This is a genomic window from Aeromonas sp. DNP9 (assembly GCF_001728955.1).
In the GTDB taxonomy this organism is placed as follows: Bacteria; Pseudomonadota; Gammaproteobacteria; order Enterobacterales; family Aeromonadaceae; genus Aeromonas; species Aeromonas veronii.
In genome coordinates, this window is record NZ_LYSQ01000005.1 from 164,359 (window position 1) to 178,793 (window position 14,435).

Genomic DNA, 14,435 nt, shown 5'->3' on the forward strand with positions numbered 1-14,435 from the left:
GTGCGAACTCAATACTCGCCGATGGTCGATTCGTGGGCGACCACTCGCGGTGCACGCTGACGAATGGCGGTCACTTCACTCGCCTCGGCACCGAGACAGGTGGTCTGCAAGCGCGATCCCTCCTCTGCGAAGCGAGCCACGTCGCTCTTGCGGATCATGTAGCCGGTCACCCGCACCAGATCGCTGTCGGCTACGTTGGCGGTGAACTCGCGCATACCGATGGCGAGCGCCCCTTTGCAGAGCTGCAGCAGTGCCTGCGGGTTCTGGCGAATGGTGGGATCCAGGGTGAGGATCTCGCTGATCCCCGAGTGGTAATAAGTGTGGTGCGGCGCCAGCGCCAGCACATGGCTGGCGGGATCCGGTTCCTGCCCGTAGGGGATGCGCACCCCGGGGGTGACAGCCACATCGATGCTGAGGCCACCCTGTGAGTGCAGCAGCGCGCGACCACCCCAGGCGTGGGTCTGCGGGGTGCTGGTCACAAAGGCGGAAAGCTGGGCCGAGATGCGATAGCCAAGCTGGTTAGCCTCCTCGCCATGGCCGTAGCGATCCGGCAGATTCTCTTTATCCATCAGGATATTGACCGCCTCCGCCATGCCGAAGATGCCGAACATGGGGACGAAGCGATCCTCATCCAGCAGCCCCTCCTTGACCAGGAAGCTGTCGAAGAAACCGGACTCATCATGGAGGAAAGCAGCCCGCGCTTCGATCAGCTGGGAGGCCAAGCGGCAGTAGTGGGGCAGCAGGCAACCGAGGAAGTCATCGATCCCCTGACACTGCTCGGCGACCCGCTTGAGGGAGATGCGCACCAGGGTATTGGCGCCACCGGCCTGCGGCAGGGCGTTGTAGCAGCTGACGATGCCAAAGCCGCGGGCGTCGAAGGTGTCGCGGTGGATCGGGTAGTTGGCAATGTGCGGCTTGCTGCACTCGGCGATGTTCTTCACCGCCTGCAACAGCATGCTGTCCGGGGTCTGCTCGGGATCGTGGAAGAAGGTGAGGTTCGGCGCCACCTGCTTGAGCTCGTTGTCGATGCGCAGGATCAGGCGGCAGATGCGGTTGTCATCCGGCCCGATGTTGACGTGCATGAAGGCGTCCGGCAGCACCCTGTCCAGATAGACCCAGAACCCCTTCAGCTTGCGATAGAGGGTCTCGTCATCCAGTTCGCCGATAAACGGCAACAACATATGGTCGAGCCGCCCCAGCCAGACCGGCATGCCGGTGACGGAGGGGACATGGTGATAGAGGATGCGCAGGGCGTTGAGCGCCTCGTCGAAATCCTGCGGCGCCGCCAGCTCCAGCCAGGCAGAGCCCTGAGTCAGAAATTTTTCATAGTCCGGCAGCACATAACGCGGCTTGTAGGGGGCGTGCCCTTCGAACATGTCGCAGATAAATCCCTGCTCCATCGCCTCGGCGACTGCGGCAGGCAGGTCGGGGTAGGGCAACGCATTCTCGGCGGCCAGCGCCAGTGCGTGGCTCTTCTGGGCGGCGGAGAGATGGGGATCGCGCACGATGCGCTGACAGGTTTCGATCAAAGACATGGGACACTCCTTCACGGACAGAGCCCATATCCTCACCATTTGCAGGCTTTTTTTGAAGTGACATTCATGACATGACGGATGTCGAATAATGACATCCATTACACAAGATCACGACTCGCGCTTCATCAAGGCAAGAGCTCGGCTACGCCTCCCAGCCAGCGCAGCAGGAAGAAGCCCCCCATTCCGCCCACCACCACAACCAGAGTCGGCAGCCGCAACAGGGTCAAGAGCATCACCCACAGGGTGGCAGTCAGGTAGTCAGGATCCCAGTCAAGACCTATCCCCGGCTCGTAGCTAAAGACGATGGGCAACCAGATTGCAGTCAGCACCGACTGGGCCGAGAAGCCGAGAAACGCCCCCATCTCGGCACCCGGCTGATATCGGGTCAACCGAGAAAAGAAGGCGAAGCGGTTGAAAAAGGTGATCAGGGCCAGCAGGCCAATCATCAGCCAGCTCACGCTACCTCCTCATCCGGTGCAGCACATAGCCCACCACCATGCCAGCCAGAGCCGAGACGATGATGTGGATCTCCGCCAGCAGCGGCTTGGTAAGCAACGCTGTGCCGCCGCTCACCAGAGTGGCCGCCACCATGGGCAAGTTTTTCATGGCGGGAATGGTCATGGCGATGAAGGTGGCCGCGATGGCAAAATCCAGCCCCATGCTGTCCAGTCCATCGATGTACTGGCCGGCCGCGATGCCGAGCAGGGTCGCCAGATTCCAGAACAGATAGAAGACGAATCCCGCGATGAGCGCGTAGGCCGGATCAAAGTGGCCGCAGCGCTCCCGGTCTTTCAGCGCCACAGCGAACATCTCATCAGTCAGGAAAAAAGCAAGGCTGGCCCGCCAGCGCAGGGAGAGCGGCAATACGTCACGGCGGAAGGTGAAGCCGTATAGCAGATGCTGGGAAGTGATCACCATGGTGGAGCCCATGATGGGCAGCAGGGGTGTGCCCGCCCCGAACAGGGTCGTGGCCGAGAGCTGGGCTGCTCCGGCGTAGACCAGCAACGACATCAGCTGAGCCTGAAGCGGACTCAGCCCAGCCTGCAACGCCAAAGCGCCACACAGGATCCCCCAGGGGATCACAGAAATGGAGAGCGGGAGCATATCCAGTGTGGCACGCCACCAGAGCATCCCCGTTCGCTCGGGCACGCTCGTTACTGACATCATGTGATCTTCCTTGTCACAGCCAAAGCGAGCCGAAAAAACTAGCACGGGACAGCAAGCGCTGTCACGTCATCACTGGCGGGAAATAAAACGCCCGCGGAGTCGCGGGCGTGCACAAGGGGATCAGGGCTCGATGACGATGGGCGTACCCGGGTCAACGGCGTCCCACACCTCATCCAGCTCGTGATTGAGCATGGCGATGCAGCCGTTGGTCCAGTTGGAGGGCTGAACCCTGCGGTTGCCAATGCTGTTGCGCTGGCCGTGGATCATGATCATGCCACCCGGACGAACACCCAGCTCATTGGCGCGCTTGATGTCATCCAGGTTCGGATAGTTGATATGGATGGCTTTGTAGTAACCGGAATTGGTCTTCTTGTAGTCGAGGGTGTAGCGCCCTTCTGGCGTACGCTGATCCCCTTCCTGCTGCTTGTGCCCCTTGGGCGCCGGGCCCAGAGCAATCCAGTAGCGCTTCAGTTCCTTGCCATCCTTCATCAGGGTCAGGCTATAGGTCGACTTCTTGACCACCACCAAATCGGCTTTTTCGGTCAAGGCAAAACTCAATGCGGGCCAAAGCCCCAACAAACACAGTAATACGGCTCTCATTCCATCCCTCGACAAGCCTCTGGTGCGGGCTTTTCTTGTTACCAGATCATCTGAACGATGCCCGCCGAGCGGCGAGCGAGCGCCATGATATTGGATCGCCATCAATACTCAATATGCCCGGCAAAACATATCTTGCCGCAGCAAGGCCATCTTCCTTGAACGCTGTCATTTTGCATTGGCAATTAACAGTTAAAACAACAAGATACAAAAAATTATCGCGCTGGCACCCGGGGCAATGATCGGCGAAGATAACACTCCATTCCCCGACAGGATCATGCCATGCGCTCTTCGTGCCGCCTCGCCACCCTGCTGTTCTCGCCACTTCTGCTCTGGCTGCCCGCCAGTGTCGCCGCCGATGCACTCTGGCTGCGCGAGCCAGCCCTCTCCCCCGATGGCAAGCAGCTTGCCTTCACCTGGCAGGGGCGCATTTTTGTCGCCAGTGCCGAGGGTGGCCCAGCCACGGCGCTCACCGGCAGCGACTACCTGAGCCAGCGGCCAATCTGGTCGCCGGATGGCAAACAGCTCGCCTTTGCCGCCAATCTCTACGGCAACGAGGATGTGTTCGTGGTACCCGCCAGCGGCGGCGAGATGGTGCGCCTCACCCGCGATTCACGCACCGATCTGCCGCAAGCCTTCAGCACCGATGGCAAACGACTGCTGCTGAGCAGCCAGCGCCTGGGGGCGCCCGCTGCCGACCATTTTGTCGCAGAAGGCTACCAATGGGGCGAGCTCTACTGGACCCCGATCAGCGGCGGCACCTTGCAGGCCGCTCTGCCGCTGCCTGCGACCCTGGCCCGTCCCCACGGAGAGCGGCTCGTCTACCAGATGCCCGCGGCGGATCAACCCTTTCGCAAGCATCAGCACTCGTTCGCGGTGCCCCGTCTCTGGCTGTTTGATGGCAAGCAGCACAAGCAGCTGACCGAAGATCGGGTGGCGGCCACCGATCCGGTCTGGAGTGACAAGGGGGATACCCTCTTTTACCTGAGCGAGCGCAGCGGCGATTTCAACGTCTGGCGCCGGGATCTCGCCAGCGGCAAGGAGCAACAGCTGACCCACTATCAGGGCCATCCGGTGCGGGGGCTCAGCGCCTCTCGCAATGGCGATCTGGTCTGGTCATGGCTGGGTGAACTCTATCGCCTCGATGCCGGTAGCAGCAAGCCACGCAAGCTGACCCTCAGCCCGCAAGTGGCTAGCGAGCCGGATGAGGCGAGCGAGGCCCTGACCCTGGCAGACGAGGCGCTGATCAGCGAAGAAGCGGACGAGCTGATCCTGGTGAGCGAGGGCAACCTGTTTGCCGTTGACCCCGAGCGGGATCGGGTGCGCCAGCTGACCCGAGATCCGAGCGAGCAATCCAGCCCCCTCTTTGCCGAGCAGGGACGCGCCCTCATCTATCTGTCGGAGCAGCAGGGGCACGCCGCCCTCTATCGCCTGCGCAAGGGAGATCCGGATCTGCTGTTCAGCGATCCCGGCACTCTGACCGAGAGTCTGCTGCTGACCATTCCCGACAAGGGGATCAGCCGTCCGGTGCTATCCCCCGACGGCAAGCAACTCGCCTTCGTGGTGGATGGCCAGGCCATCCACCTGCTGGATCTGGCGAGCAACAAGCAGCGGGAGCTGGTGCCTGCCAGCTTCAACCCGTCGCGCCACGAGGTGCATCTCGCCTTTGCCCCCGACTCCCGCCATCTGGCGCTCACTTTCCGCCCCGATGCGGCAGAGCAGGAGATCGCGGTGATCGATACGGCCAATCCCAAGGCCAAACCGGTCAATGTCAGCCTCAACGGCTATCAGGATGGGCAACCGGGCTGGAGTCAGGATGGCGCCATCCTCTACTGGCAATCGACCCGGTTTGGCGCACTGGGGCCCGATGGCGAGCCCCTCGTCACCAACCTGCTCGGCATTTACAGCAGCCGCGCCGCCAGAGCCGATGCGATGGCCGAACTGGAGCCGCCGAAAGGGGGATACGGCTTTGAAAGCGATCGCCTCAACCATCGGGAAGCGCTGCTGTTGCAACCCACCGGCACCCTGCTCGCCAGCCGCATCATCGGCGACCAGCTGATCTATCTGGTGGAGGAGATGGGGGTCAACAGCGAGAGCGAGAGCGAGATCAAGGGCTACAGCCAGGATCTGCGCAAAGGCAAAACCAGCGAACTGTTTGGCGAGCAGCCCGGCCCAGCGCTGGCAAGCCTCAACCAGCAGGGCACCCTGGCTACCCTGGTGCGGGATGGGGAGATCACCCGGATCCACCTCGACTCCGGCGAGGCCACCAGCGCCCCCTTCGCCTTGCAACCCACCAGCCGCTGGCAGGAACGCATGACCGCCGCCTTCGATCAGATCGCCCGGCTCACCCGGGACGAGTTCTATCTGGACGATATGAACGGGGTGAACTGGGATAGCTATGTCGCCGCTTACCGCCGCCTGCTGCCAGGCATCGGCAACCCGCGGGACTTTGGCAACCTGCTGGCGGAGCTGGCTGGCGAGCTCAATGTCTCCCACACCTGGGGCAGCGGCCCCGCCCCCTTCCCGCGCATGGCGGACGAGACCGCCAGCCTGGGCGGCTACTGGCAGGATGGCGAGCAGGGGGTGATGCTCACCGCCATGCTCTCTGGCGGCCCGCTGGACCAGGAGAGCGACATTGTTCCGGGCTCCCGTCTGCTCGCCATCAACGGCCTCCCGATTGCCAATCTGGCCGAGCTGGATCAGGCCCTTAACCATCAGGCCGGTGCCCGGCTCGCCCTCACCTTCCAGCAAGAGGGCAACAAGCAAACTGACGAGGTGGTGCTCACCGCCATCGACAAGCAGCAGGAGTACCAGCTGCAACAGGATCGCTGGATTGAGAAACGGCGGGAGCTGGTGGCCAGCCTGAGCGGAGGACGGGTCGGCTACGTCTATCTGCCGGCAATGAACAGCGAGGTCTACGATGCGGTGGTGGCGGATGCCCTCGGCAGGCAGCGCAATCGCGAGGCGCTGATCGTCGATGTCCGCTTCAACAGCGGCGGCTATCTCGCCAATACCCTGGTGGAGTTTCTGACCGGCAGCGGCAGCACCAAGGGGATGGCCAGCAGTTGGCCCCGTCAGGGCAAGGGTGAAACCGACGCAGCCACTCGCCAGTGGACCAAGCCTTCGGTTGTGCTGGTGAACGCCGCCAGCTACTCGGAAGGCTCCGCCTTCCCCGAGTACTACCGCACCCTCAAGGTCGGCCCCATCGTCGGCGACCCTGTACCCGGCACCGGCACCATGGTCTACGCCCACGACTCCAGACTATTTCCGGGGCTCGCCTACGGCATTCCGACACTGGGGCTGCGCAAGCCGGACGGCACCTTCTACGAAAATCAGGAGCTGATCCCGGACCTGCAGGTGCCGCTAACCCCCGCCGATATGGTGGCCGGACGCGACCCGCAGCTGGAGGCGGCGGTACAAGCCGCCCTCAAGCAACTGCCTGCGAGCGCCAAGTAACAGCACCCATCGAGCTCAGCGAAAGCGAAACAGCTCGCGATGCAGATGCCCGTCCGGCAACAGCCGGGCCAGGGCATCTGCCATCCCCTCCGGCCCGCAAAACCACACCTGCTCGGGCGCATCTTGCGCGATGCGGGCCATATCCAGTCGCCCGGCCGCCTTGTCCAGATGCAGCTGATAGCGCACACCGGTGCGATGACAGAGCTCGGCCAACCGCTGGTGGTAGACAGCCCCCGCCAGATCCGGCGCGCACTGGATCAGGGTGATCCCCTCGCCGTGCTCCCCACGGGCAGCCAGCCCCTCCAGCCAGGCGACAAACGGGGTGATGCCGATCCCGGCACCCAGCCAGAGGGCTCGCCCTCCTCCCTGCGGGGCGACAAAGGCGCCATAGGGCCCGGTCACCACCACCCCATCCCCGACGCGCGCCTCTGCCACCAGCTGACGGGTATGATCCCCGAGCGCCCGCACCGCGATCACCAGCTGGCGCCGATCCGCCGACACCCGCACCAGGGTAAAGGGGTGTGACCCCTCCTTGGCATCAAATTCGAAGAAGGCAAACTGACCCGGGCGGTAATGGGCGAGCGGCCGCTCCAGCTGCATGGTCAGCTCGCAGGTGTGATCCGCCAGCGCCCGCACCGCAACGACCCAGCCGGGATGGCGCTCCCGCGCTCCCACTTGTCCCAGCAGGGAGTAGAGGGCCCCGATAGCTCCCAGCCCACCGACAAACCAGATCGATACCCCCACCGGGGTCATGGTCCCAATCTGAGGCAGCAGGCAGAGCCCGTGACACCAGCCCGCCAGATAGATGAGCGGGGCCAGCCGGTGGATCAGTCGAAAACGGCCATAACTCACCAGTGCCAGCAAACTCAGCACCACCAGCGCGATCAGCAGATAGAAACTCCACTCACCCAGGGTATTGCCAAGGGCATGGAGCGAGATGCCATTGCCTGCACCAGCACCCACTTCGGCAGCGCTGGCCCCACGCCGGGCGGGACGACTCAGCCTGCCTGCAGAGACCGCCCACTTGGGCGCCTCCACCAGCAGCCAGTGGGCAGTCAGCACCAATGCGCCGCCAACGGCCGTCTGGCGGTGCAATCGCAACATCCGGTCCAGACCGCCACACCACACCTCCAACTGCGGCAGGCGCAATGCCAGCAACAACGAAATAGCCATATAGGTCATCCCCAGCAGGCCGGTCAGTAACAACATCTCATGGCGCCAGGTCCACACCCCGTTGGCGTCCCCCGCATAACCCAGCCACCAGACTCCGACCGCCAACAGTGGCAACAGCCACCACATCCATTTGTTCGTCATAACATGCTCCCTGGTTCCATCGCGGCAGGGCCTCATCTCCCTGCTGATGGCACCATTGCACACCTGTCTGGTCACAAGACTTTGCCAGAGGGGGAAGCTTGTGTGGCAATGTGTGACAAACGGAAACAAAAGAGGGGCCGACTGGCCCCTCATGATCACCCTTGTTGGCTCGCCCCTTTTCACAGGAGATGGCGCACAATTCGCCTCCGCTGTGATTGACGACCTGCCAGAAAAAGGAATCAAATGAGGACGTTATATATCTGCGGCGGAAAACCTGCTGCCCACTCTTCCGGACAAGGAGATCCCCCTTGCTTTCATCCACCGAACAACGCGTCTGCCCCAGTTGTCAGCGCGAGACCAACCATGTCGTAGTGCTGGTCGACAAATCCTTTGGCAAACAGCCGACACCGGAACAAAAGCGCACAGCATTTATCAAAGACTTCATTACCGGCTGGGCCGCCGGCCCCTTTCTGGCCAACATGGATCGCTTTGAACGCCACGCCATCTGTGAAAATTGCGGAAATAAAGTTATTGATGAATCGTGAATAATGAAAAAAAAGAATGGCAGGAAGGTCGCCCCTCCTGCCAATAGCCTATTCATATCAAGCCTGCCTTCATCACGTCACTTACTGCACGCAGCTCAGCTCCTCTCTGACATCTCCAGCAAAGTAGCACCGGGTAATCCACGCCTCGAAATCGGCCAGCATGCGCGCCTCAGACTCGCTGTTGTCGGCGATAAGCTCGGCGCCGTGGACCACCCGGATATGGGCATCGAGCGGGCCTCCCTCACCCGCTGCGGGGCGCTGCTGCGCGGCAGCCATGCAGGCCTGAGCCTGTTGCCACGCCTCGGCGGCGCTCAGGTTGCATGCCTCGGCCAGCGGCACTGCGCTAAACCCCTCGCCGGTCAGGCTGCGCAGGGTCTCATCGTGAGTCATGCCGTTACCCGGCCCCCAGTAGTGGGCAGCCAGATCCGGCCCGATGCGCGGGTTGTCGGTGAGGTAGCCATCACGCTTGAGGAAAAAGGCGCGGGTCTGCTCCACCGCCATCAGCGCCAGCAGGTAGCCGTGATAGGCGCAGGCCGACTCCTGATTAAGGAGGTGCGGAATGGCCAGCAGCGGGCGCGGGCTCTCGACCCCGAGGATCTTGCGCTCCCACTTGCGGGCCAGTGCCAGCACAGCCTCGGGAGTGCGCTCGCTCTCATCCATGGCATAGAGATCCCGCTCGAAGTAGGCCACCAACGCGATCTGGCGCTCGTTAAAAGCGCGAAACGGCTGACGCGCTTCAATCATCTCCTTGATGAGGGCGTCGGGAACAGCCTCTCCCGCCGCATTTCTGGCGTAGCGTTTGAGCCAGTCGGCATCGTCCAGCAGGCTGTCGCAGAACATTGACTGGGTCTCGGCATAAGCCATGGAGGTAGGCGGAAACTCCTGTGAGAAGCAGGGCGCGTTGCCGGTGACATTGGCAAAGTGCGCGGCGTGGCCCCCCTCGTGGAACAGTGTGTTGAGGCCACTCCAGCCGCTGCCCACCTGCGCCGGATCGGCCAGGCTGGTGAAGTTGACCACCGCAGGTATCCACTCACCCTGCTGGAAGAAGCTCGGTACCGGGCCGTGGCAGAAGCCGTTCTCGTATTTCCCCTCCCTAGTCAGCAAGTCCAGGGTAAGGGTCGCACCGCGATACTGGATGCCGAGCCGGCGGAAGCTCTCGACCCAGTCCCGCAGCGCCCGCGAGAAGGGCACATAGGGGTCGAGCTGGCGGGTGACGTCGCCGCTCACGCTGTAACGCAGGTTGTGAGGCAGCAGGGCCGCCTCGCCCTTGGCGGCCTTCAGCTCGACCAGACTCTGGTGCAAGCGGGCATCGGTGCGGGCAATAAAGTCATCAAGGATGGCGAACAGCTGCTCCGGGCTCATCTGCTCGTTCTTGCGCACCTTGTAGTCGAAGTAGTCGCGATAACCCATGGCGCGGGCAAAGCGGTTGCGGATCGCCACCACCTCGAGAAAACCGTTGCCGACCACCCACTGCTCCAGGGTGTGGAACATGGCGAGCGCGCTCTGGCGCACCGCCTCGTTAGGGCTGGCGGCAAGGGAGGTGCTGGCGGCGGGCAGGCTGCCTGCGACCTGCTGACCCTGCTCATCCAGCAGGGTCAGTTTCAGCCCCTTGCGGCGGGCGAACAGCTCAGCCTCGGCAGCCACCAGCTCATCCATCAGGGCGGCCGCAGCGGGATCTTCAATCACATTGCAATCGAAGAAGGCGCTCCAGCCTTGCAGACCGCGCTTGAGATCATCCTCGTCGGCCTGCACCAGCATCTCCCGCAATTCGGGCAGACGGGCCGGATTGGCACAAAAGGCCTTGTAGGCCTGCTCGGCCGCGGTGAAACCGGCCTGATCATCGCTGGTGCCCATATAGGTGGACCAGAAGAGATCCTCCTTGCGCCTGTGCACCTGCAGGTAGTCGGCGTTGAGCTGGTTGAAGTAATTCCTGGCAATGGAACTCATAAATTCCCTCTTTTTATGGGGTCACCCGCAGCGGGGCCCACTCCTTTTTTTAGTGAAATGCCAAATGATTCACACTCTTTGGCAAAAATTGCGCAGGGATGCGCCTGAACACGCTACCAAAAAGTGGGGGTTGCTGTCTGCTGACTATACTGATGTTAAAACGCTCATTTGAGAAAGCTCGGCAAGAGACTGAAAGTAAATGAGTTGTTAACTCTTACGAACTGGCTGCCGCAGTACAGAGCCACATAAAATCAACAGGGAAATGAGGGTTTAGTCATGTTCAAGCTCGGTGATATTACCGTGAGCCGCAAATTGATTTTGCTGCTCGCACTGGCGTTTGTCGGTTTTGTCTCGCTGCTGCTTATCTCGGCCAACGCGCTCCAGCGCAATCTGATGAGCGAGCGAGAGGCGCGGCTCAATGCGGTACTGGGGCAGGCCATGAGCCAGATCCAGTTTCTGGCCAGCACCCTGCCAGCAGAGCAGGCCCAGCAGGAGGCGCGCAAGCTGCTGACCAACACCCGCTTTGATGGCAACAACTATTTGTTCGTCATCGACGAGAACCGCACCATGGTGGTTCACCCCATCCGCCCCGAACTGGTCGGCCAGAAGATGGGTGAAGGGGGTGCCGCCACCACCGGGCAGTTCTGGTATCAGATGGTGGATATCGCCAAAGGGGGCAAACAGGGCACCCTGCAATATGTCTGGACAGGCCCATCGGGCGAAACCGCCGACAAGCTCTCCATGGTCTCCGGCTATCAGCCCTGGGGCTGGATCCTCGGTTCCGGCATGCTGCTGCAAGATATTCAGCAGACCATCTGGGCCCAGTACATGAAGATGGGGACCGCCACCGCCATCGTGATCCTGCTGATGGGGCTGCTGGGCTGGCGCATCACCCACTCCATCGTCTCCCCCCTCAGCCAGATCAACCACGCTATGCAACGAGTCGCCAAGGGGGATCTGGTGGTAAGCATCCCGGTACAGGGCAAGGATGAGTTGGGAGTGGTCGCCCGCTGCACCAACCAGAGTCTCGATGCCATCCGTCACGCCCTGCTGGAAGCCAGCCAGGGGGCTCGCAACGTGGCAGATGCCGCCCTGCGCATAGCCGCCTCTGCCGAGCAGACCAATCAGGCGGTGACCAGCCAGCGGGATCAGCTGGCCCAACTCGCTACCGCCATGAACGAGATGAGCGCCACCATCTCCGATGTGGCCGGACACGCCGAAAATACCGCGCGGGATACCCAGGAAGCGACCGGTGAAGCCGGGCTCGGCAACCGCGACGTTCACGCCAGCGTGCACGGCATCAAGGCGCTGGCCACCGAGGTGGAGCAGGCCACCCAGCAGGTCAACCAGCTCAAGGAGGGGGTGATGCAGATCAGCGAAGTGACTGCTGTCATCAGCGCCATTTCGGAGCAGACCAACCTGCTGGCCCTCAACGCCGCCATCGAGGCAGCCCGTGCCGGTGAGCAGGGCCGCGGCTTTGCCGTGGTGGCCGACGAGGTGCGCCAGCTGGCCAGCCGCACTCGCCAATCCACCGAAGAGATCCAGAGTACCATTGCCCAGCTGCAGCAACGGGCCGTCACCGCCGCCAACGCCATGGATACCAGCCGCAAACTGGCAGAGAGCAGCGTCAACCAGTCCCAGCAGGCGGGGCAGGATCTCACCCTGATCGTCAACCACATCCAGCATGTAAGCGACATGGCGACCCAGATCGCTACCGCCGCCGAGCAGCAGAGCATGGTGGCCGAGGATATGAACCGCAACGTCAGCGGCATCAACGACTCGGCGCTGGAGATGTCCCAGTCCGCCTCGCAACTGGCGCAGGAGAGCGAGCTGCTGGCTGGTCTTTCCCGCAGTCTGGATGAGCGGCTTGCAGTGTTCAAACTGGGCAAGGAGTCCTCCACTGCACCGATGATGGCTCCCGTATCTCCCCCCTCCGGAGAGCAGCGCGCCCGCCATTGATGGCGTCAATCCGTGTCGCCTTGTCACTCGACCTGCCAGCTCTGCTGGCAGGTTTTTTTACGCCAACAACACGCAATCAGCATGCACCTTATCGGCATATTCAACGACATTCAGCACAATTCAGGATTAAGAGAGTGATTTGAAAACAGTTAGTTAGATTGATTTTTGCGCCATTGAATGGCGAATTTAAACATTTAACTTCAAATAATTAATCAATGCAGTGCACAATGCCGATGGCCGAACATTTGGCCCATCAGTAACTATCTAGTCATTTGGCAAACTGACCGAAAGGTCGGGACGCAAAGCCTCCGGTCTACAGACGTTTTGTCCAGGATAGCGGGGTTGCCACACGCAAGTGTGCATCGGGGACCTCCCCGGCCAACTGACTGCCCACATCTATCGAACAGAGGAATGTATGGCAGCAAAAATCCAACTCAATCACATCGCAGCGGTGCTGGCCCTGCTTGCCAGCGGCAGCGCCCTGGCGCATGGCTACATCAGCCAGCCCGAGAGCCGCAACTACCTGTGCAAAACCGGTGGCAACAGCCAGTGTGGCGGCGTGCAGTGGGAGCCCCAGAGCGTGGAGGGCCCTTCCGGCTTCCCGCAAACCGGCCCGCAAGATGGACAAATCGCCTCGGCGGGCAGCCCGCGCTGGAGCGAGCTGAACATCCAGACCAGCGACCGCTGGACCAAGCGTGAAGTACAGCCCGGTCCCTTCGCCATCAGCTGGACCTTCACTGCCAACCACGTCACCCGCAACTGGCGCTACTACCTCACCAAGCAGGAGTGGAACCCCAACCAGCCGCTCACCCGCGCCTCGTTCGACCTGACCCCCTTCTGCGTCATCGACGGCAACATGGTGCAGCCGCCCAAGCAGGTGACCCACAACTGTGTCCTGCCGGATCGCACCGGTTATCAGGTGATCCTCGGCGTGTGGGAAGTGGGCGACACCAGCAACAGCTTCTACAACATCATCGATGCCAAGTTCAAAGATGGCAGCCAGCCGCCGCTGGAGTGGAGCCAGGCAGGCACCATCTACCCCTCCATCGACCTCGCAGTGGGTGACAAGGCGATGACCCGGGTATTCGATGCCAACGGCGAGCGCCCCGATCTGCAGACCGTACTGACCATCACCACCGCCGAGCAGGGCCAGAAGAACAGCTGGGCCCACGCCCTCGCCAGCAAGATCAACGCCGAGCAGAACCTGATCCGCGCCGGTCAGCAAGGGACCGATGGCCAGTTCAATCCGGTCTACGGTATGAACTCCGTCTATCTGCATCGAGACAGCAAACTGGATCGAGTCGAGATTGATCTGCAACAGCTGCAGCCGCCGGTAGTGGACAGCATCAGCGTCAGCGGTCTGGCCAGCGACTATGTGCTGGACAACGGCAAGGCAACCCTCGATTTCACCGTCACCGCACAGGGCGATCTGGCCGTCACCAACACCCTCTATGACCACGGCGGCGTCGCCAAGGGTGAAAGCAGTGCCGACATCAGGGACAGCAGCCACACCTTCACCATGGCGCTGGAAGGTCTCAAGGCTGGTCACCACCAGCTGGTGATCAAGGCCACTCCGAAAGCGGGCGGCGAGACCATCCAGCAGACCATGGATCTGATGTTCAAGGAGCAGAGCAGCGGCGAATACGACTTCGTCTTCCCGAACTCGCTCAAATCCTATGCCGCCGGCACCAAGGTGCAGCAACCGAAAAATGGCAAGGTCTATCAGTGCAAGCCCTTCCCCTACAGCGGCTACTGCCAGCAGTGGACCACCACCGCCACCCAGTACGAGCCGGGCATCGGCTCCCACTGGCAAGAAGCCTGGATTGAGCTGAAGTGATCCGCAGCGGGTCATGACGCCACCAATAAAACGGGGAGCCATTGGCTCCCCTTCTTGTCTTCTATCCCCGTTCAAATC

General features: G+C 61.8%; 10 protein-coding genes and 1 riboswitch. Of the genes, 4 read left to right on the forward strand and 6 right to left on the reverse strand.

Translation table 11 applies throughout. The features are described 5' to 3' along the window. Positions 1–8 precede the first annotated feature (8 nt). The 4 genes from A9G06_RS05140 to A9G06_RS05155 form a co-directional block, all read right to left on the reverse strand. Positions 9–1,535 carry a YjjI family glycine radical enzyme gene (locus A9G06_RS05140; protein ID WP_069554477.1) on the reverse strand — a complete coding sequence of 509 codons (1,527 nt, stop codon included), beginning with the start codon at positions 1,533–1,535 and terminating at the stop codon, positions 9–11. Positions 1,536–1,660: 125 nt separating this feature from the next. Continuing rightward, positions 1,661–1,993 (reverse strand): AzlD domain-containing protein, encoded by a 333-nt coding sequence (locus tag A9G06_RS05145; protein ID WP_069554478.1) that lies wholly within the window; start codon positions 1,991–1,993, stop codon positions 1,661–1,663. 1 nt (position 1,994) lies between these two features. Next, complete coding sequence (locus tag A9G06_RS05150; RefSeq protein WP_069554479.1) at positions 1,995–2,702, reverse strand: AzlC family ABC transporter permease; 708 nt, start codon at positions 2,700–2,702, stop codon at positions 1,995–1,997. Between the two features lie 120 nt (positions 2,703–2,822). Then, positions 2,823–3,302 carry a L,D-transpeptidase family protein gene (locus A9G06_RS05155; protein WP_031227763.1) on the reverse strand — a complete coding sequence of 160 codons (480 nt, stop codon included), beginning with the start codon at positions 3,300–3,302 and terminating at the stop codon, positions 2,823–2,825. Positions 3,303–3,581: 279 nt separating this feature from the next. Between A9G06_RS05155 and A9G06_RS05160 the strand changes: the two genes are divergently transcribed. After that, positions 3,582–6,755, forward strand: a complete 3,174-nt coding sequence (locus tag A9G06_RS05160; RefSeq protein ID WP_069554480.1) for a S41 family peptidase — start codon at positions 3,582–3,584, stop codon at positions 6,753–6,755. 15 nt (positions 6,756–6,770) lie between these two features. Here the strand turns inward: A9G06_RS05160 and A9G06_RS05165 are convergent, their stop codons facing one another. Next, on the reverse strand, positions 6,771–8,069 hold the full coding sequence (locus A9G06_RS05165; protein ID WP_069554481.1) for a ferric reductase-like transmembrane domain-containing protein: 1,299 nt from the start codon (positions 8,067–8,069) through the stop codon (positions 6,771–6,773). Positions 8,070–8,377: 308 nt separating this feature from the next. Here A9G06_RS05165 and A9G06_RS05170 point away from each other — a divergent pair, with 308 nt between their 5' ends. Next, entirely contained in the window at positions 8,378–8,614 is a 237-nt protein-coding gene (locus A9G06_RS05170) for a hypothetical protein (RefSeq protein WP_043820568.1), read from the forward strand. A gap of 81 nt (positions 8,615–8,695) precedes the next feature. Here A9G06_RS05170 and A9G06_RS05175 read toward each other — a convergent pair whose 3' ends face one another. Then, positions 8,696–10,561, reverse strand: a complete 1,866-nt coding sequence (locus A9G06_RS05175; protein ID WP_069554482.1) for a M3 family metallopeptidase — start codon at positions 10,559–10,561, stop codon at positions 8,696–8,698. Between the two features lie 276 nt (positions 10,562–10,837). On the opposite strand from A9G06_RS05175, the gene A9G06_RS05180 reads away from it, so the two are divergent. Then, complete coding sequence (locus tag A9G06_RS05180) at positions 10,838–12,520, forward strand: methyl-accepting chemotaxis protein (protein ID WP_069554483.1); 1,683 nt, start codon at positions 10,838–10,840, stop codon at positions 12,518–12,520. Positions 12,521–12,784: 264 nt separating this feature from the next. Further along, positions 12,785–12,870: riboswitch (cyclic di-GMP riboswitch) on the forward strand. Positions 12,871–12,935: 65 nt separating this feature from the next. Continuing rightward, positions 12,936–14,357, forward strand: a complete 1,422-nt coding sequence (gbpA, locus tag A9G06_RS05185) for an N-acetylglucosamine-binding protein GbpA (protein WP_069554484.1) — start codon at positions 12,936–12,938, stop codon at positions 14,355–14,357. The last annotated feature ends 78 nt before the right edge of the window (positions 14,358–14,435 follow it).

What these genes read in the sequence shown, in the direction of transcription:
- gbpA (WP_069554484.1), top strand. Translation starts at nt 12,936, where the DNA reads ATGGCAGCAAAAATCCAACTCAATCACATCGCAGCGGTGCTGGCCCTG.
- A9G06_RS05175 (WP_069554482.1), bottom strand. Translation starts at nt 10,561, where the DNA reads ATGAGTTCCATTGCCAGGAATTACTTCAACCAGCTCAACGCCGACTAC.
- A9G06_RS05150 (WP_069554479.1), bottom strand. Translation starts at nt 2,702, where the DNA reads ATGATGTCAGTAACGAGCGTGCCCGAGCGAACGGGGATGCTCTGGTGG.
- A9G06_RS05160 (WP_069554480.1), top strand. Translation starts at nt 3,582, where the DNA reads ATGCGCTCTTCGTGCCGCCTCGCCACCCTGCTGTTCTCGCCACTTCTG.
- A9G06_RS05180 (WP_069554483.1), top strand. Translation starts at nt 10,838, where the DNA reads ATGTTCAAGCTCGGTGATATTACCGTGAGCCGCAAATTGATTTTGCTG.
- A9G06_RS05165 (WP_069554481.1), bottom strand. Translation starts at nt 8,069, where the DNA reads ATGACGAACAAATGGATGTGGTGGCTGTTGCCACTGTTGGCGGTCGGA.
- A9G06_RS05155 (WP_031227763.1), bottom strand. Translation starts at nt 3,302, where the DNA reads ATGAGAGCCGTATTACTGTGTTTGTTGGGGCTTTGGCCCGCATTGAGT.
- A9G06_RS05140 (WP_069554477.1), bottom strand. Translation starts at nt 1,535, where the DNA reads ATGTCTTTGATCGAAACCTGTCAGCGCATCGTGCGCGATCCCCATCTC.